This window comes from Ekhidna sp., assembly GCF_965228795.1.
Classification (GTDB): Bacteria; Bacteroidota; Bacteroidia; order Cytophagales; family Cyclobacteriaceae; genus Ekhidna.
The window spans coordinates 1,489,749-1,507,713 of record NZ_OZ245839.1; the positions used below are offsets into that span (position 1 = coordinate 1,489,749).

The 17,965-nt window shown below is 42.5% G+C and carries 22 protein-coding genes; 12 read left to right on the forward strand and 10 right to left on the reverse strand.

Annotation, left to right across the window (positions count from 1 at the left end; all coding sequences use genetic code 11):
• Positions 1 to 18: 18 nt before the first annotated feature.
• Positions 19 to 723: a metallophosphoesterase gene (locus ACQK2H_RS06900; protein WP_425390723.1), complete on the forward strand. Its 705-nt coding sequence runs from the start codon at positions 19 to 21 to the stop codon at positions 721 to 723.
• Position 724: 1 nt separating this feature from the next.
• Here ACQK2H_RS06900 and ACQK2H_RS06905 read toward each other — a convergent pair whose 3' ends face one another.
• The 3 genes from ACQK2H_RS06905 to ACQK2H_RS06915 form a co-directional block, all read right to left on the reverse strand.
• Positions 725 to 1,612 (reverse strand): dienelactone hydrolase family protein, encoded by an 888-nt coding sequence (locus ACQK2H_RS06905; protein ID WP_425390724.1) that lies wholly within the window; start codon positions 1,610 to 1,612, stop codon positions 725 to 727.
• Between the two features lie 57 nt (positions 1,613 to 1,669).
• Positions 1,670 to 2,722: a DUF4407 domain-containing protein gene (locus ACQK2H_RS06910; protein WP_425390725.1), complete on the reverse strand. Its 1,053-nt coding sequence runs from the start codon at positions 2,720 to 2,722 to the stop codon at positions 1,670 to 1,672.
• Positions 2,723 to 2,797: 75 nt separating this feature from the next.
• A complete protein-coding gene (locus ACQK2H_RS06915) occupies positions 2,798 to 3,355 on the reverse strand; it encodes a hypothetical protein (protein ID WP_425390726.1) in 558 nt (185 codons plus the stop codon).
• 469 nt (positions 3,356 to 3,824) lie between these two features.
• Here ACQK2H_RS06915 and ACQK2H_RS06920 point away from each other — a divergent pair, with 469 nt between their 5' ends.
• Positions 3,825 to 4,085 carry a hypothetical protein gene (locus ACQK2H_RS06920; protein WP_425390727.1) on the forward strand — a complete coding sequence of 87 codons (261 nt, stop codon included), beginning with the start codon at positions 3,825 to 3,827 and terminating at the stop codon, positions 4,083 to 4,085.
• Between the two features lies 1 nt (position 4,086).
• Here the strand turns inward: ACQK2H_RS06920 and ACQK2H_RS06925 are convergent, their stop codons facing one another.
• The 3 genes from ACQK2H_RS06925 to ACQK2H_RS06935 form a co-directional block, all read right to left on the reverse strand.
• Positions 4,087 to 4,521, reverse strand: coding sequence for a GNAT family N-acetyltransferase (locus ACQK2H_RS06925; protein WP_425390728.1), 435 nt, complete (start codon positions 4,519 to 4,521; stop codon positions 4,087 to 4,089).
• A 124-nt stretch (positions 4,522 to 4,645) separates the two neighbouring features.
• Positions 4,646 to 5,014, reverse strand: a complete 369-nt coding sequence (locus ACQK2H_RS06930; protein ID WP_425390729.1) for a hypothetical protein — start codon at positions 5,012 to 5,014, stop codon at positions 4,646 to 4,648.
• Positions 5,011 to 7,257: an FdhF/YdeP family oxidoreductase gene (locus ACQK2H_RS06935; RefSeq protein ID WP_425390730.1), complete on the reverse strand. Its 2,247-nt coding sequence runs from the start codon at positions 7,255 to 7,257 to the stop codon at positions 5,011 to 5,013. The genes ACQK2H_RS06930 and ACQK2H_RS06935 overlap by 4 nt, the downstream gene beginning before the upstream one ends.
• Before the next feature lie 354 nt (positions 7,258 to 7,611).
• On the opposite strand from ACQK2H_RS06935, the gene ACQK2H_RS06940 reads away from it, so the two are divergent.
• Positions 7,612 to 7,911 (forward strand): GIY-YIG nuclease family protein, encoded by a 300-nt coding sequence (locus ACQK2H_RS06940; protein WP_425390731.1) that lies wholly within the window; start codon positions 7,612 to 7,614, stop codon positions 7,909 to 7,911.
• Positions 7,912 to 7,974: 63 nt separating this feature from the next.
• Here ACQK2H_RS06940 and ACQK2H_RS06945 read toward each other — a convergent pair whose 3' ends face one another.
• Positions 7,975 to 8,172: a hypothetical protein gene (locus ACQK2H_RS06945; RefSeq protein ID WP_425390732.1), complete on the reverse strand. Its 198-nt coding sequence runs from the start codon at positions 8,170 to 8,172 to the stop codon at positions 7,975 to 7,977.
• Between the two features lie 262 nt (positions 8,173 to 8,434).
• On the opposite strand from ACQK2H_RS06945, the gene ACQK2H_RS06950 reads away from it, so the two are divergent.
• The 9 genes from ACQK2H_RS06950 (at position 8,435) to ACQK2H_RS06990 (ending at position 14,901) form a co-directional block, all read left to right on the forward strand.
• Positions 8,435 to 8,665, forward strand: a complete 231-nt coding sequence (locus tag ACQK2H_RS06950) for a MoaD/ThiS family protein (RefSeq protein ID WP_425390733.1) — start codon at positions 8,435 to 8,437, stop codon at positions 8,663 to 8,665.
• A 4-nt stretch (positions 8,666 to 8,669) separates the two neighbouring features.
• A complete protein-coding gene (locus ACQK2H_RS06955; RefSeq protein WP_425390734.1) occupies positions 8,670 to 9,086 on the forward strand; it encodes a molybdopterin synthase catalytic subunit in 417 nt (138 codons plus the stop codon).
• Between the two features lie 205 nt (positions 9,087 to 9,291).
• The gene (gene moaA, locus ACQK2H_RS06960; RefSeq protein WP_425390735.1) at positions 9,292 to 10,272 is read left to right on the forward strand and encodes a GTP 3',8-cyclase MoaA; all 981 of its coding nucleotides are present in this window, start codon (positions 9,292 to 9,294) and stop codon (positions 10,270 to 10,272) included.
• On the forward strand, positions 10,269 to 10,739 hold the full coding sequence (gene moaC / locus ACQK2H_RS06965) for a cyclic pyranopterin monophosphate synthase MoaC (protein WP_425390736.1): 471 nt from the start codon (positions 10,269 to 10,271) through the stop codon (positions 10,737 to 10,739). Before moaA ends, moaC begins: the two co-directional genes overlap by 4 nt.
• Positions 10,723 to 11,307, forward strand: a complete 585-nt coding sequence (gene mobA / locus ACQK2H_RS06970; protein ID WP_425390737.1) for a molybdenum cofactor guanylyltransferase — start codon at positions 10,723 to 10,725, stop codon at positions 11,305 to 11,307. The genes moaC and mobA overlap by 17 nt, the downstream gene beginning before the upstream one ends.
• A complete protein-coding gene (moeB, locus tag ACQK2H_RS06975; protein WP_425390738.1) occupies positions 11,304 to 12,308 on the forward strand; it encodes a molybdopterin-synthase adenylyltransferase MoeB in 1,005 nt (334 codons plus the stop codon). Before mobA ends, moeB begins: the two co-directional genes overlap by 4 nt.
• The gene (locus ACQK2H_RS06980) at positions 12,305 to 13,057 is read left to right on the forward strand and encodes a sulfite exporter TauE/SafE family protein (RefSeq protein ID WP_425390739.1); all 753 of its coding nucleotides are present in this window, start codon (positions 12,305 to 12,307) and stop codon (positions 13,055 to 13,057) included. Before moeB ends, ACQK2H_RS06980 begins: the two co-directional genes overlap by 4 nt.
• Before the next feature lie 134 nt (positions 13,058 to 13,191).
• Positions 13,192 to 14,373, forward strand: coding sequence for a molybdopterin molybdotransferase MoeA (locus tag ACQK2H_RS06985; protein WP_425390740.1), 1,182 nt, complete (start codon positions 13,192 to 13,194; stop codon positions 14,371 to 14,373).
• Positions 14,374 to 14,592: 219 nt separating this feature from the next.
• Positions 14,593 to 14,901 (forward strand): DUF7009 family protein, encoded by a 309-nt coding sequence (locus ACQK2H_RS06990; RefSeq protein ID WP_425390741.1) that lies wholly within the window; start codon positions 14,593 to 14,595, stop codon positions 14,899 to 14,901.
• 153 nt (positions 14,902 to 15,054) lie between these two features.
• On the opposite strand, the gene ACQK2H_RS06995 is transcribed toward ACQK2H_RS06990, so the two are convergent.
• The 3 genes from ACQK2H_RS06995 to ACQK2H_RS07005 are packed head-to-tail and all read right to left on the reverse strand — an operon-like array spanning position 15,055 to position 17,922.
• Positions 15,055 to 15,648, reverse strand: coding sequence for a nucleotidyltransferase family protein (locus tag ACQK2H_RS06995; protein ID WP_425390742.1), 594 nt, complete (start codon positions 15,646 to 15,648; stop codon positions 15,055 to 15,057).
• The gene (locus ACQK2H_RS07000) at positions 15,645 to 16,856 is read right to left on the reverse strand and encodes an XdhC family protein (protein ID WP_425390743.1); all 1,212 of its coding nucleotides are present in this window, start codon (positions 16,854 to 16,856) and stop codon (positions 15,645 to 15,647) included. Before ACQK2H_RS07000 ends, ACQK2H_RS06995 begins: the two co-directional genes overlap by 4 nt.
• Positions 16,807 to 17,922 carry a cysteine desulfurase family protein gene (locus ACQK2H_RS07005; RefSeq protein WP_425390744.1) on the reverse strand — a complete coding sequence of 372 codons (1,116 nt, stop codon included), beginning with the start codon at positions 17,920 to 17,922 and terminating at the stop codon, positions 16,807 to 16,809. The genes ACQK2H_RS07000 and ACQK2H_RS07005 overlap by 50 nt, the downstream gene beginning before the upstream one ends.
• Positions 17,923 to 17,965 lie beyond the last annotated feature (43 nt).

Genomic DNA, 17,965 nt, shown 5'->3' on the forward strand with positions numbered 1-17,965 from the left:
GTTTCAGGGAGGTACAAAATGGCCAAAGAGAAGCGGGGCAGAAACCTGGTAATGGGTGATATTCATGGTAATCTGAAAGCATTGAATCAATGCCTCGAAAGAAGTGAGTTCAATCGAGAGGAAGATGTTTTGATCCAATTGGGTGATGTCGGTGATCGGCATCCGGACACAGCTCAAGTGATAGAAAGACTATTGTCAATCCCAAAGCTTATAGCTATAAGAGGGAATCATGATCCATGGCTCTCTCATTGGTTGAAAACCAATAGCATGCAAGCAGGATGGGCTGAAAATGGAGGAATACCAACGGTTCAATCATATGTAGACGCTGCTGATTCAATTGATAGGGAAAAACATTTACAATTTTTGAAGAGTCAAAAGAACTTTCACATTGATAATCAAAACCGCGTATTTGTTCATGCAGGATTTACACATTCGGATGGACCGGCAAGCGAAGAACCATCCAGTAATTGCTATTGGGATAGGAGTTTATGGATGCATTCTTTAGACGCACTAAAAGTTGGGCAGCAACCGGATTTGCTTTCACAATTCAATGAAGTATTTATTGGTCATACTCCAACAATCAAGTGGAGTCAGGAGAGTCCAATGCAGGCGTTTAATCTTTGGAATCTGGATACCGGTGCTGGTTGGAATGGTAAACTGACCATTATGGATATTGACACCAAAGAATATTGGCAGTCTGATACTTCGGATGTTCTCTATTGATTTACGACCTCAAATGTTCATTAAAGAAAGCTACCGTTCTTTCCCAGGCTAGATTTGCCGCTTTTTCATCGTAACGCGCAGTGGTATCATTGTGAAATCCATGATTTGCATTCGGATAGATGTAGGCCTTGTACTTTTTATCATTTTCCTGCAAAGCCTTTTCATAAGCCGGCCATCCGGCATTTACTCGTTCATCCAATTCTCCGAAATGAAGCAGTAATGGAGCATTGATATTTGGAACTATGTCAGCTGAAGGCTGTCCTCCATAAAATGGGACTGCCGCTTTCAGTTCAGGCACCTTCACTGCCATCATGTTAGAAATCCACCCACCAAAGCAAAACCCAACAACTCCCACATTCCCTGTACACTCCGAATGATCCTTTAAATATTCGAATGCTGCAATGAAGTCTTCCAACATCTCATTTCGATCCCTTTTTCGCTGCATAGTTCTGCCATCATCATCATTGCCCGGATAGCCACCCAGTGGAGTTAATGCATCCGGCGAAATTGAAATGAAACCGGCCATGGCCGCTCTTCTCCCAACATCAGCAATGTGTGGGTTAAGTCCTCGATTTTCATGAACTACGACAATACCGGGTAGTTTTCCTTTCGCGTCTTTCGGTCGGGAAAGTTGAGCATTGATCGTTCCGCCACCTTTAGGTGAATCGTATGATATTGTTTCTGTCTTTAGCTTAGGGTTGTCTTGGGAAACCTGAATGGCGGAATAATCAGGCATGATTGAACTCATGAGTGAAGTGAGCGTCAGTCCTCCAACAGCATAAAGTGAAAGCTTTTCAATAAACTCTCTTCGCTCCATCCGATTGTGAGCATAATCATCATAGAGCTTAAATACTTTAGGGTCAATGTCTTTTTTGTCGAGCTTTTTCATGGTGAGAAGATCTTATTTCTATTAAAGGTAAGCAGGAAAGACCATCTCAATGCCCAATTAAGTTTTTTCAAGACTTAGCTGCAAACGATTTTGAACATATTCATTTTCTTCTTCTGTAAGTCGGGATGATCGTTTTTTGATTACTGCATTGACTTTTGCCAGGTCTTCGTAGTAGGCTGCTTCATAGCCATACTCTTCTTTCTTGAGCACAAAATCATAAGGGCCTCTTTGAGAAATAAGCTTCACAAACACGGGAGCAGTTTCTACTGCAAGAAATAGAAGCATGATAAACCAATGAGCGGCCCGTATTGCACTGCTTTTATCTGTCAGTCGATCCAGTGCTTCGATTCGCGAGGCTAATCCTGTTAGCTGACTTTCTTTCATTTCTCCAAGAGCTGCTTTTTGTTGTTCGTCCAACTCCGCCAACGCCAGTTCTTTTTCATTGATCAATTGCCCATTTGAAGCCGTCAATTCCTTCAACTCAGCTTCTACTTTGTCTGCATCAGCTTTTTTGATTTGATAGATAGGCCCGGCATTACGCTGCATTGACCCTCCGGTTCCATCAGCCTCCTCCTGAGCGATTTTTCTCAATTCATCCCTTTTATTAGCTTTTTCAGCTATCTCGTTTTTAAGCACTAGAATTTCAGCATTCAACCGTTCCCTTGTTTCATTGAATCGCATTTTCACTGTTTGTTCCTGTGCAGCTAAGTCCTCCTGGATCATATGAGATATTTCTGCTTCCACTTCCTTTTCAAAAATTTTAAGTTCAAGTGGTTTAGCGATCACAACGGAAATGATAATGGCAAGGATAAGTCGTGGGATGGCACTGATCCATTCCTGTTTGACATCACCATTCTTCCGCATGCTGGATACGATGAACCGATCAAGGTTAAAGATCATCAGTCCCCAGATAATGCCGAATGTTGCAGCAATCCAATAGTTATCGAAAATGGTGTTAAGCGCATAACCGCCGGCCAGCGCTGCAAATACACCGGTGAAAAAGATAGTAGCTCCAATGCCCACATATTTGCTGGATTCAGAGGGGCAGTTGGACAAGATGGATTTATTCACTCCGGCACATAGCCAGAAAAATTCTTTTAAGCGATTCATTGAAAAATGAACGTGAAGGCTGATTGAATGTTATATAGGCGGAAATCAAATGACTTGATTTCCGCCTAATATTTTTTATTCGGAGGGTCTTTTACGATAATTTTTGGTGGCTAGCCTTGAGTCAGAAAGATTCAGATAAGCTTTTACTTCATCATAATTTGTTAAATCAATGCCTGATCTTCCTGAAAATTGAGCAGGGATTACCACCACGCGAGCAATCCAATTATCTGTAAGGTCTGCACCCAATCCATTAAGATTTACTGTCCCATCTAAAAATACCTGGGCATCAAACTTTGTATAGTCATAATTGTATTGGAGCATGCCGTCAGTGAAGAAAAGTGTCTGAGGCAATGCCCGCCAGACCTCTACTCCGTCATTGGTGACCTCCCACAGAAAGTAGACCATCATCACATCTGAATCTAGCATTTCAAAATCGTTAGGAAGATTCAATAGAACACTATATTCAGGCGCTGTGAAGCTGAATTCATATTCAAATGCATAGCTTTCTTCACCATCTAGCCCATCAATTCCGTCTCTTCCATCATATCCTCTTGGGCCGGGTATGCCTTCTCCACGGTAGCAACTTGAAAGTCCGATTAATGCAAAAAGTAAGAGTATATATAGCCTTTTCATTGTGATTCATTTTTGGTGAAACATTTGACCTATTGATTATGATATAGGAAAAAATGATGCCAGAAATGAATGTGATAATCGAAAGAAGGTGATTTTTCCATTTTGAAATACTGTGGATAGTTTTATTCTTCGCAATAACACGTGATGAAGTGTGAAGTGCACTTTCATAATAATTCAAGTCTGCTTATGTGGAGCAGACAGATTACCGGTGTTATCAACCTTTCAAAATAAAAATGAAACTCTTTTGGTGGTTTTCGTATTAGAAAGACACATAAACAGGACTAAAAAACGAAAACTCATGAAGGCAAAACAGATACTATTAATTGTCTATTTAGCAATACTTGCGGTCACTCTGATAATTGGTTGATAAAACCTTCAGATGAAATAAATGAGCTAAAGAACTGATTTAGCTCATATCTTTATTCTCCTTATTTTTTGATTTTAGTGTTATAACTCTCTAATAGATCAGATGAAAACCGGAGAACGATACAATAATTATGATATGGACGGAGATTTTGTCTCCTATATCCGCATGATCGAAGATCAGAAATTAAACGTTTATGATCAGGAGGGAAATCAGTTAGGTTATGGGAAAATGATTGATAAACATCGTTTTAATATTTATAACATGGATGGTAATCTCACTTCACACGGAATCAGAAAAGATGGGCCGGCTTATAACCTATTTGATAACGATGGCGATCAGATCGGATATGGGAATCAGGCCTGAATCAACTATTTAGATCAAATTCAATCAGCACAACATCTTCTGCGTCTTCTTTACCTCCGGCGTTTACATAAGCTTTTCTGGCTGCCATGTTCGATTTTTCAGTGGCAACCCAGGCTTCTTTACATCCGATTGATTTAGCATGTTCACACATGGATTTAATAAGCTTTCTACCAATACCCTGTCCTTGAAAATCTTCTAAAACGCTTGCTTCATTGATAAATAGTGTCGGATCTTTATCAGGGTGAACATAATCAAAAGCGGACACCATGCCGACCAGTTTTTCATCAAAATATGCCAAGATTAAATGGTGTCTTGGGTCTTGTAAAAACTCCTTTGCTCTGTCGAGTTTGATTAGATAATCAAACAGCGAATCTCCAGCTTTTATCATAGCTGGCAAGTCGGATTCATCTGCAATCTTTAGAACTAGTTCGTTCATGTCAAATCTTATGATATTAAAATCAATTGTTTGATCGAGTGTATAACTTCTACCATATCATGACAATAGCAATAACTACCATCCACTATCATCATTTGAAGGTATTTGGAAATACAAAACTTTCTCATTCTTTACGACAGTGAGTGTATCCGATAGAGTGCTTTTTGTATATTTTAAATGGAGGATATAGATCACCCAAATCACAATAGTAAATGACTCCTTCAGTCAGGATGAAGGGTTTGTATTTCTTGGTCAAAGATTGATGACAGTAGGTTGTATCAAATGCTTTATAGCCTGCCGAAAGAATAATAGAATCCCTAATTAGATGTGGATAGGCACCTCTAGTCCAGTCTTTTGTAACTAATACTGTATCAAAAGTGACACTACAATCCACAAAAATCAGCTTAGTTTCTTCTTTAATAGTATTCGCCCAAATTATTATCCCAATACAAATGGTAATAACTCCAACTATAAAAATGTCACCTTTTGTCATTTGACGATCTTTCGAATATTCACTCCCACCGACTTAGATGCCGGTGTATGACTTTTTCTGGCGGTCAAGTGTAGCGGTACCAATGGGTTGGCTTCAGGGAAGTAGGTTGCCACACAACCTTGCGGTATTTCATAAGGCACTACGGTAAATCCGGCGACCTTCCGTTCCAACCCGTAATGGTTGGAAAGTTCAACGACATCTTCTTTTTCAAGTCCTTCTGCCTTCATATCCTCTTCGTTCATGAAGACTACATTTCGTCCGCCAAAGATGCCACGATAGCGATCATCTAATCCATACACAGTGGTATTGAATTGATCGTGACTTCTGATCGTCATCATCACATATTTATGTCCTTCCGGAATGGATTCTGCTAGTTGATTGATAGAGAAAACAGCCTTTTTAGAAGGCGTATTGAATTCTCCTTTTCGAGCACCATTCGGTAGCTCAAAGCCGTTATCGTTCTTTAGTCGTTCATTATAATTCTCGAATCCCTGAATGGCTTTCGCAATTAAATCACGGATGTTGTCATAGTCTTCAATCAATCCCGACCAGTTGATATCATCGTTACCCAATGTAGCTGCTGCCATAGAAGCCACAATTTCCGGCTCACTCTTTAAATGTTTAGATGGAGGAGTAAGGCTGCCATGCGAACCATGAACAATACCCATGGAGTTTTCTACAGTCACAACTTGCTCCTTTCCATTCTGAATGTGTTTGTCCGTTCGACCGAGACAAGGTAAGATCATCGAGGTTTTGCCGGGAGCTAAATGTGTTCGGTTAAGCTTAGTGCTGATGTGAACGGTCAGGTCACATTTTTTTAAGGCCTGCTCCGTGAGCAAAGTATCTGGTGCTGCAGGAAGGAGATTCCCACCCAGTGCCATGAAAAACTTCACTTTTCCATCATTCATGGCCTCAATGGCTTCCACCACATTATATCCGGGTGACTCAGGTGGATCAAAGTTGAAGGTGTCTCTCAACTTATTGGTCCACGCTTTTGTTGGACGCTCCCAGATACCCATGGTTCGGTCACCCTGTACATTGCTGTGTCCTCTGACCGGACAGGTGCCAGCTCCTTTTTTACCAATGCTTCCTTTCAGTAAAAGCAGATTTACAATCTCGCGGATGTTATCCACCGCATTGACATGTTGTGTGAGCCCCATGGCCCAACAGGCGATGATCTTTTTACTGGCTGCCAGCCAATGAGAACTTAAGAGTACATCTTCTTTAGAGAGTCCAGTTTGACTAATCAGATCATCCAATGAATACTGCTCCAGGTCAGCTTTCAAAGCTTCAAATCCTTCGGTGTTAGCAGCAATGAATTTTCGATCCAAACATCTTTTATCTACCAAAAGCAGCTTCAGCCAGGCTTTGAGTAAGGCAACATCCTGATTGATTTTGATCTGGAGATAAAGATCAGCGATATCGGTTCCCTTGCTGATCCAACTCTTGATTTTCTGAGGGTTTTTGAACTTCATCAAAGCCACTTCCTTCAAAGGGTTGATGACTATAATCTTGGCATCATTTCGCTTCGCTTTCTCCAGCGAACTCAGCATTCGGGGATGATTGGTGCCAGGATTTTGACCGAAGATCAGAATGACTTCTGCATGCTCAAAATCCTCAAGGGTCACCGTTCCTTTGCCTATGCCTAAGGTTTCAGTCAGTCCCACGCCACTGGATTCATGGCACATGTTGGAGCAGTCGGGGAGGTTATTGGTTCCAAACTTTCGAACGAAGAGCTGGTAGAGAAAAGCAGCTTCATTGCTTGTTCTTCCGGAGGTGTAGAAAACAGCTTCATCGGGATGTGGGAGAGATTTTAGATGTTCACCAATAAGATTGAAAGCTTCATTCCATTCAATAGGCTCGTACCGGGTACTTCCTTCTTTTTTGATCATCGGTTGGGAAAGTCTGCCTTGCTGACCCAGCCAGTAATCGCTTTGCTTTCTGAGAGACTCAATGGTATACTGTTTAAAGAATGCCTCACCCGCCAGCTTATGTTGCGCTTCTTCAGCGATGGCTTTTACCCCGTTTTCGCAGAATTCGCCCAATTTCGATCGCTTATCAGGATCAGGCCAGGCACATCCGGGACAGTCAATACCCCTTTTTTGGTTCAGTTTTCGCAACAGTTTCAGTGCTTTCCAAGGCGGCATAGCTTTCAGGATCATCCTGCTGGCGTTGGCCACTGATGTTGGTCCGACAGAGACTTTGGGTTTGTCTTTTATGTGTATATGGTTGTGAGTTGGCATTGGATATAAAGATAGGAATCCTTGGGGAGAGTCTGTCAAATATCCGTATTCCCTTGGGAGACCGACTATAAGGAGGTCGAGTCATGGGAATCTCTTAAGTCTGGATGATGAGATTCCCAAGTCTCCTTCGTGCCTCACTCGCAAGGGAATGAGGGAAGTGGTTATATGGTGCCCCTTTCTTCTTCACCGTATTCCCTTGGAAAATGGTGCCAGCCATTTGAGTCATGGGAATCCCTTTATACAGGGATATAAGACTTTAAGATTCCCAAGTCGCGCTCATACTTCGCTCGCAAGGGAATAGGGACATGTTTTCACAATGGAATAAAGGAAAGAATTTTTAGTTTTAGGATACAAATGGTTAAAGGTGGATACGTTTATATCATGTCGAACAAGAGTCGAAGTGTGGTTTATGTCGGCTCCACGGATAATCTTTACAACCGAGCCTACCAACATAAAAATGGTTTTGGTTCGGAGTTTACGAAAAAGTATAACTGTACAGACCTAATCTATTATCAGTTTTATGAACGTATTGAAATAGCAAGGGAGCGGGAGCATAAGATCAAAAAGTGGAATCGTGCTTGGAAGGACAAATTAATTAAAGATTTTAATCCAACTCTTAAAGATCTTTTTGAGGAGGTAAGTGATCTGCAATAAGCACAGTATTCCCTTGGGAGACCGACAGAAAGGAGGTCGAGTCATGGGAATCTCCTTGATTGTCTAAATGGTTATGAGATTCCCAAGTCTCGCTCGTGCCTCACTCGCAAGGGAATAGGGGAAGTGGTTATATGGTGCCCCTTCTTCTTCTCGGTATTCCCTTGGGAAAATGGCGCCAGCCATTTGAGTCATGGGAATCTCTTGAAGGATAGAAGTAAAGTTCATTAAGATTCCCAAGTCTCGCTCATACTTTGCTCGCATGGGAATTGGGATTATTTTAACAATCGCTCGAAGCACCACTCTTTCCACCTAGACCCGATAGGAGTGGCATCCTTTTGCATTTGGGTTGGGGAGTGGGAGATGCAAAAGATACAACGGATAGCGGGAGCGCCTGTTCCGACGCTTGATGTCTGTTCTCTTCTAATGGAGATTTGAATCATGGGATTCCCAAGTCTCGCTCGTCCCTTGCATCGCAAGGGAATTGGGATGTTGTTTATAAAGTAAATGTCTATTTTTACTTTATATGATAGTGGTGAAAGCTTTTGGTCATGTGAAGGAGGTATTGGGATCTGAGTTGTTGGTAAATAGGGAGTTGATCGATGTAAAATCACTGCGAGATTACTTAGGTAACGAGTACCCCACCATTGTATGGTCCACGGTTGCGATAGCCGTAAACAAGCGGTATGTGCAGGATCCGGACCCCATTAGCCCCGGCGATGAAATCGCCCTGATACCACCAGTATCCGGAGGGTAAAACATTGGTACAATTAGTCGAACATATTGACCTTAATGAGGTGTATAAGCTGCTTGCTGATACAAAAGCAGGGGGTACGTGTGTATTTGTGGGTACGGTGAGAAACCACACCCCGCAACGCGAAGATGCGGAGGTAACTGATTTGCGTTTTGAAGCGTATGATGAAATGGCACTGGCTGAAATGGAAAAGATTCGGCAACAAGCCATCGAAAAATGGGGACTGCATCAAGCAGTTATGATCCATGCAATAGGCAAGAAGGAAGTTGGGGAGCCTGTTGTAGTGGTAGGAGTGGCTTCCTCACATCGCAAAGAGTCCTTTCCGGCCTGTCAGTTTCTGATTGATGAATTGAAGAAATCGGTTCCCATCTGGAAGAAGGAATTTTTTACCGACAGTAGTCATTGGGTTTCACCTACACCTTGAATTACCTGAGTGCCATGAAGCAAACACAAAAAACCGTTATCTCGTCACTCAGAGCCCTCTTACCCTCAAAGAGCTGTAAGAAAAGAGGGCGTGGAGTCCCCTTATTCGGGAGATTCCTACGGCTTTCCAGCCCATATTCCTTGCTAAAGCCTCTGAATGACGGTTTTTTGTTTAGGTATTCAGGCTTTTTAAATCGAGTAGTAAGATGAAGAAGCTGCAAGACAAATTTGGAAGGGAGATTAATTATCTCCGGCTATCGGTGACCGACCGATGTAATCTACGGTGCACTTATTGCATGCCGGAACGGGGAATGGTGTTCGAGCCCAAAGAACATATTTTATCCTATGAGGAGTTGCTGAAGCTCGCTGATTTGATGGGTGAAATGGGCATTAATAAAATTAGGTTGACAGGGGGAGAGCCATTCGTTCGAGCAGATCTGATGTATTTCATTAATGAGCTGTCTAAAAAGCCCTATCTGGAAAAAATCAGCATTACCTCTAACCTGACATTGATCCGTCCACATTTGGATGAGCTGGAAAGACTTGGGGTCAAGGATATCAATGTAAGTCTGGACTGTCTGGATCGACAGAAGTTTAAAGAGATCACCCGAAGAGATGAATATGAGGAGGTTTCCGGTGCTTTACATGAAATGATAGCAAGGAACTTCAATCTGAAGGTTAACTGTGTAGTGATGCAGGGCGTTAATGAGGATCAGATTCTTCCATTGATTGAACTTGCAAAAGAGCATCCTGTCTCTGTTCGATTCCTGGAAGAAATGCCATTCAATGGCTCAGGAGGGAAGGTGGAAACTCCGATGAATTATAAAGATATCCTGTCGATCATCGAAAAGGAATACGATTACAATAAGATGATTGATGGCCCACATTCCACCTCACAGAACTATCAGATTGCAGGGTTTAAAGGTTCTTTTGGTGTGATTCCATCTTTTAGTCGAACGTTCTGCGGAGATTGTAATCGATTGAGGATGTCGGCGACCGGAGAAATCCGCACCTGTCTGTATGGAAACAGCCAGCTGAATTTGAGAGACATATTGCGATCCGGTGCTTCTAGAGAAGAAGTGAAAGAGGCATTGATGGTTGCGGTGGCTAACAAACCTAAAGATGGATTCGCTGCAGCTGAGGAAAATGAAAAAGAGTATTTATCCATGACCAAATTAGGAGGATGAGTGAGTTAACACATATCAACAAAGAGGGGGACGTCCACATGGTGGATGTGAGTGACAAAGAGATCACGGAGCGAATTGCTGTGGCTGTATCTATCGTAAAATTCCCTCCAGAGGCTTTTGAAACCATTAAAAAGAATGGCTTTAATACAAAAAAAGGAAGCCTGACTCAGACGGCAGTTTTAGCCGGGATTGGAGCGGTCAAGAAAACATCTGATTTGATTCCGCTGTGCCATAACATTCCAATATCCAAAGTTGATATCGATATTCAGCCAACTGAAAATGGGTTTGAGATTAGCTGCATGGTGAAAACGACCGGGCAAACTGGTGTGGAAATGGAGGCTTTAACTGGTGCATCTGTTGCCGGATTGTGTATTTATGATATGTGTAAAGCATTGTCACACGACATCATAATTGGACCAACACAATTACAGGAAAAGAAAGGAGGAAAGCGTGACTTCAAGCGATGAATTATATGGATTGGTATTGATGGGCGGGCAAAGCTCCCGCATGGGAACGGATAAGTCGGTGCTCAATTATCACGGCAAACCACAGGTGGAGTATCTATTCGACCTACTTCAGTCTAAACTTCCCAAGGCATTTGTTTCAGTTCGAAAGGGACAATCGGTTGGATTTACTGATCGTATAATTGAGGATAGTCTGGATACCAAAGGACCGATCAATGGGATCATCAGCGCCATGCGCGCATACCCGAATAAATCGTGGCTCATTCTTGCGGTAGATCTACCTTTTGTGACTGAGCAAACGATTGATCAGCTAATCAAAAATAGAGATAAATCTTCCTTGGGTACTTCTTTAGCAACTCGAGAAACTGAATTACCTGAGCCTTTAATAGCCATTTGGGAAGGACATGCTCGCCCTATTTTGGAAGAATTTCATATCGAACAAGACATGAGGTGTCCGCGCAAATTCATGATGAATCATGAAGTCCATTTGGCACATCCGAAAGAAGATCAGGAACTATACAATGCGAATAACCTGGACGAATACGAGTTCGCCAAGTCTTTAATTCAATGAACACCGAGCGCTACCAACGGCAGATTGTGCTTCCTGATTTTGGAGCAGAGGGACAGCAGAAATTGCTAGATGCCAAAGTGGTAGTGGTTGGAGCCGGAGGGCTGGGCGTACCAGTGCTTCAGTATCTGGTAGGAATGGGCGTTGGAACTATCCGAATTGTTGATGGAGATGATATTTCGCTAAGCAACCTGCAGCGTCAGGTTATTTATTCTACTGCTGATGTAGGTAAGAAAAAAGCGGAAGTAGCTAAGGAGCGGTTAAACGGGTTAAATCCTGAAGTATCCATTGAAGTGACGACTCAAATGCTCGAAAAACAAAATGCCAACGACCTAATTTCAGGATGTGATTTGGTAATTGATTGTACGGATAACATTGAAACACGATACGTCATCAATGATAATTGCGTGGCAAATGAAATCCCATTCGTTTATGGAGCCCTTTACAAACATGAGGGTCATGTAAGCGTATTCAACTACCAAGGAAGTCCCAGCTATCGGGACGTGTATCCGGACGACTCAGCCAAAGTGGATAATTGCAATGAGATCGGGGTGTTGGGTGTGTTGCCTGGAATTATTGGTACCTATCAGGCGATGGAGGCAGTGAAAGTGTTGACAGGAATTGGACAACCTTTGGCTGGAAAATTATTGGTGGTGGATGCGATCAATACCGAGCATCATGTATTTGAATTGGCCCCAATCACCAAGCCTGAACCAAAAAAGGAGACCAGTAAAGATTCCTGGCTGACCTGGCAAGAGTTGACTGAAATGGATCTGGATCAGTATCATTTGATAGATGTGCGATCGGAGGTTGAGTACAGTCTAAACCATGATGATCGTTTTGAGAATCGACCAATGGATGAGTTGACTACCTTCAAAGCTCAAAAAGAAGTGATCCTGGTTTGCAATAAAGGGAATGCTACACGGCAGGCTGCAGTGTTGATAGCGGCTCAAAATCCGGAAATCAAAGTGTTTCAAATGAAAGGAGGGTACAGTACACGATGAACGAGTATGTACTGCTGGGACTGTTCTTTCTGATTGCACTATTTTATTCCTCCATTGGGTTTGGAGGAGGCTCCAGCTACCTGGCGATTTTGAGTTTGGTATTGACCGACTTCTATGAAATCAGAACCCTGGCACTAGTGCTTAACGTGATCGTAGTAACCATTGGAACGATCGTTTTTTTAAGGAATCGGGTATTTAAGAGGTCACTGTTCTGGCCGTTCCTTGTATTGAGTATTCCGATGGCCTTTTTTGGTGCACAGCTTAGCCTAACGGAGCATACGTTTTTCATCATTTTGGGAATCGCTTTGATCCTTGCTGCTATGGCCATGCTTGCTCAGTCCATTATCAAAAAAGGAAAGTCAACGAATCTCCACACTTCTAAAAGCATGGTTTTAGGTGGAGGTATTGGTATGTTGTCCGGTTTGGTAGGAATAGGTGGGGGAATCTTTCTGTCACCTACTCTGAATCTTATGAAGTGGCAGAATGCGGTAACTGTTGCATCTCTGGCTTCTTTCTTCATTTTGGTTAATTCTTTGGCTGGAATTACCGGATTAGTTGTGAATAAAACCTTTCAGTTGAATGCCTCATTTGCGAGCGGAATTATCATGGCGGTGATGTTAGGAGGGTTAGTTGGTTCTCAGCTTTCCATAAAGATGAACCTCAACATCATTCGAAGGCTTACGGCTATTCTTGTTTTGTATGTGGGGGTGAGGATTGTATTGTTACATGGGTTTGGAATCACGATTTGACTTGGAATGTTAGGAACCGCAGCGTTGGGTTTGAAAACTATTGTTTTGAATCATTTCAAACCAGAAACCCACCCCTAACCTCGATGCGTCGAACCGCTCCAAGGAGGGGGAATAAATAATTGAAATAAGATAAAATGATACCAGTAAAAGAAGCATTAGCCATCATTGAACAACACAAAGGGTCCTTTGGATCAGAGGTAATACCTTTTGACCAGTCGGTAGGACGGATATTGGATGAGGATGTGATGGCAGATCGCGACTTTCCTCCATTCAATCGGGCGGCAATGGATGGGATAGCTATATCAATGAGCGACTGGGAAAAAGGAATGCGATCGTTTCCGGTGAGCGGTGAGCAATTTGCCGGTGCGCCTCAGCAGGAATTGACTCCCGAAACATGCTTAGAAATCATGACCGGAGCAGTGGTTCCGAAAGGGGCCGATATGGTGATCAGGTATGAAGATGTAACTATTGAAAACGATCTTGCGACTGTTAATCTTGAGCAGGTAAGCCAAGGCCAAAACATTCATCCACAGGGGGTGGATTCAGAGGCAGGAACAGTATTGATTCCTGCCGGAAAGCAACTCACCATTGGTGATGTAGGCATTTTGACTTCTGTTGGTAAAGTGGTGGTAAAGGTCAGGCGATTACCCAAAGCTGCCTTGATTTCTACGGGAGATGAATTGGTCGAGCCCCATGAAACCCCCTTATCGCATCAGATTCGTAAATCAAATATTCATACACTCGCAACGCTCTTAAAGAAAGCAGGCATTGATTTCACCATCTTTCATATCAACGATTCCAAGAAGGAAGTCACACGTGAAATTGGTGAGATACTGAAATCCTATAACCTTATTCTGATGAGTGGAGGGGTCTCTAAAGGTAAGAGAGACTACATCCCGGAAGTGCTGGAAGAACTGGGTGTGAAAAAGCATTTTCATCGGGTAATGCAGCGACCGGGAAAACCACTTTGGTTTGGTAGCAATGAATCCACTACCGTATTCGGATTCCCGGGGAATCCAGTGTCTACACTTGCCTGTTTCATGGTCTACTGCAGGCATTGGTTGCAATCATCATTGGAAATGAAAGTCCAAAATCAGCATGCCAAATTGGGTAGAGAAATCAAGTTTGAAAAAGAACTGACATTCTTTGCCTCGGTTTCCGTTAAAAACGAATTAGGTGAACTGATCGCCACACCGATAAAGGGCAATGGATCGGGAGACTTAGTCAGTCTTTCATTGGCGGATGGCTTTATTGAATTGCCGGCAGAGAAGTCCATTTTCAATGAAGGAGAAGTGTATCCTATTCATTTGTTCTAGCATAAGTAAACGTGAGCTCTAAGAAATAAAATGTAGAAATTGCACAATCAGAAGCTCCATTAAAAGATTTTAAGATGAAATTCCTCCCTTGAGGCCGGACCGACGTTTCTGAGGTTAGGAGGGTGTTTTATGATAAATTTACTCATTGTGAATTTTCAAAAACACCCCTATAATCCCCTGAAGGGGATATTGACTAACTGCTAGCAAGCTTAGCTCATAATGAAACTAAGAATCAATCATTCATCCATTCGTATTCGCTTAGGTAAGCAGGACATTCAGGAACTAAAAGAACATGGAAGTGTGAGAAACGAGCTCCTTTTCCCGGGCGCGGAAAGACTGATCTATCAACTTGAAATTGGCGAATCTTTTCTGGCTTCTTTTGATAAGAACAGCCTGAGGATTGCTATTCCAGAAATGGAATCTCACGACTGGCTTCATTCAGAAAAGCTATCCATGGAAACTAAACTGTCACTAACGGATGGAAGTGAATTGATTTTATTGGTTGAGAAAGATCTACACGATCTTTAATTCTAACTTTTATCAAGTTTAGATTCTGACTGTTCCACGACGGAATAAATTCAGAATGTCTAGTATTTCTATTCTACTTTCTAACCAAGAAGTCATACTGAACTTGTTTCAGTATCTTCTTATTGCAAAACTTGATAAAGTTAGAATCAGGATTCATTCCAGCTTTTCTAGATCATCCGGAGTATCGATATCAATGGCTCCTTTACTGAATGGTATCGTTCGCACACAATCTAGTTTTTGCTGAATGAGTTTTCTGGCCCCCTGATCTCCAGTCAACTTTAATAAATCTTCGAAGAAATGATGACTGAAAATAGCCGGAACACCCATTTGATTCGCGTATGAGCAAGTCGTTATACATGGTTCAGCTGCATCCTGACTTGCTATTAATTGATTGATGATTTCAATAGTTACATACGGTTGATCGGATAACATGATGATCACATGTTTAAGGTTGGTGTGCTTACCTTCAAGACTTTTCAATCCGACGTGAATGGAGGTACTCATGCCTTTGTCCCATTCATAATTATGAATGATGCTAAATGTTCCTGGAATTATGACCTCTTGAATGAGCTCGCTTTTTGCACCAAGAACAAGCACGCGTTCCTGCACATTAACTTCTTGTCCGATATCTAAAGTGTGTTGGAGTAGCGGTTTATCTTCAAATTTGACCAGTTGCTTTGGTTGACCCAACCTGCTGGAAGCACCGGCAGCCAAAATCATGAGTCCGATATCTCCATTCGCTTTCAAATCTTTAGGGTGTCAAATTGGGTGTTCTCTTTCGTATGGATTGGTCCTTGCTTGTCTCGAAGAAAGGTTCCTTTGGTACCATTCAAAACGGCATTGATCTCCGCCAACACAGAAATAGCTATTTCCTCGGGTGTTTCAGCCCCAATTTCCAAACCGATAGGCGCGTATATTCGATCCTGTTGTTCTTGTGAGATTTCAATGCCTTTTTCTTTCAGTTCATCCACCATACGTTGGAACTTCTTCTTCGGTCCTAAAATCCCGATGTAAGGTACTTGTTCATATGGAAGAAGGCACTCCAGAATAGAAAGGTCATAGTGATAATTATGCGTCATGAGCACAAAGACCGTCTGCTCATTGATGGGAATGTTTTCAAGCGCTTCTTTCGGTTTCGCCACAATGATTTGACACGAGGAGGTGAATCGTGATTCAGACGCATGGGATGGTCTGCCATCCACGATATAGATATTCCATCCAAGCGTTTCAGCCATCAGTGCCAACCCCTGTGTATCATTCCCTGCACCAACAATTACTAACGAAACAGCTGGAGCGAAGTACTCAATAAATGCGTTTTGAGTTGTCTGATTATCCTTGTAAGCCCTGAATAGCGATCGCTTTTCTTCGAAGACGATATTTGCGTCTTTAAGTATGGAATCGCAAAGCTTCTGATTGTCGATCGATCCGGTAATTTTTTCACCTTCCTCAAGGAGTAACGTACACCCTGATTGATCTCCTCTTTTGTTTTTGAGATTAAATAGGGTAACCATGACATAAGGTTTTTGTGAATCGATGATTTGCTCCAAAAGCTTGAGCGGATTCATTGTATTTTCAGCATCCAGCGGCTCAAAAAGTACCTGTATGACTCCTTCGCAACCTAGCTGAGCGCCCACCACTGCATCTGCTTCATCGCTGGTGTCATAAGAGATCAGTACATTTTTGTTTTGAACCAATGCATGCAAGGCTTTTCTAAGCGCATCTCCTTCTAAACAGCCACCACTGATAGCGCCGGTCGTGATCCCATGTTCGTCTACCAACATCCTTGCGCTGGGTCGTCGATACGAAGAGCCATCCACATGAACTACCGTTGCAAGCACGGTCTTTATTCCCTCTGCGGTAGCTTCCTTGTACGCTTCGATGATGGTTTTTAATTCTCTCATGTCCTCAGCTTGTGAACTGCTGCTGTACTTTTTGTATGGTAAAATCAATTTCATCTTCAGTAGTAAACCTACCCAGACTAAAACGAAGCGAGGAGTTTGCCAACTGATCAGGAATGCCCATGGACTTTAATACATGCGAAGGTTCGACCACAGCAGATGTGCATGCTGATCCCTGAGAAACGGCCACTCCATTGAGTGAAAGCAACAATCGTTCGCCATCAACCCCAGAAAAAGCGATGTTGGTTACATTCGGAAGCCTGTTTTCTATTCCACCATTCAGCTGCGCTCCATCGATGGATAATAAAGATTGCTCCAGCTTGTCTCTGAGAATATTAATTCTTCTAGCCTCTTCTTCCATTTCTTGTTTACACAATTCACATGCCTTACCGAATCCCACAATAGCCGGAACGTTCAAAGTGCCTGAGCGGATCCCTTGTTCATGTCCGCCTCCTTCAATGAGCGGCTGAACCTTTGACCCTTTTCGAATGTAGAGTGCGCCAATTCCTTTTGGGCCATACATTTTATGACTTGAGAATGACATTAGGTCAATGCCTAAATCATTTACCTCAACTGGCATTTTACCTACAGCCTGAGTCGCATCCGTATGAAATAGCACCTGATTGGAATGAGTGATAGTTGAAAGTTCTTTGATAGGTTGGATACATCCAGTTTCATTGTTGGCCATCATGATGCTTACCAATCTGGTGTTATCAGAAATTGCCTTTTTAAGTGTTTTGATTTCAAGCAATCCATCAGATTGAACTGGCAGGATATCAACATTAATTCCTTTAGTATTTAGAGATTCAGCAGGATCAAGAATGGCTTTATGCTCCGTAGCACAGGTGATGAAGTGATCCCCTTCATTCAACAAGCCTTTCAAAGCCAGGTTGTTGGATTCTGTAGCTCCCGAGGTGAATACGATCTCATTTGGATTGGCTCCAATCAAATCGGCAACCTGTTCTCGTGCGTGATCCACGGCTTCCTTCGCCTCCCATCCGTACGCATGGTTGCGACTGGAGGCATTCCCATACTTCTCAGAAAAGTAAGGAAGCATTTCATTTACCACTCGTGGATCAGTGGGGGTAGTTGCATTATTGTCCAGATAGGCTCTTTGAATCATTGAAATAAAATTAAGCTGAAATTATTGCAATGGATCAACCGTC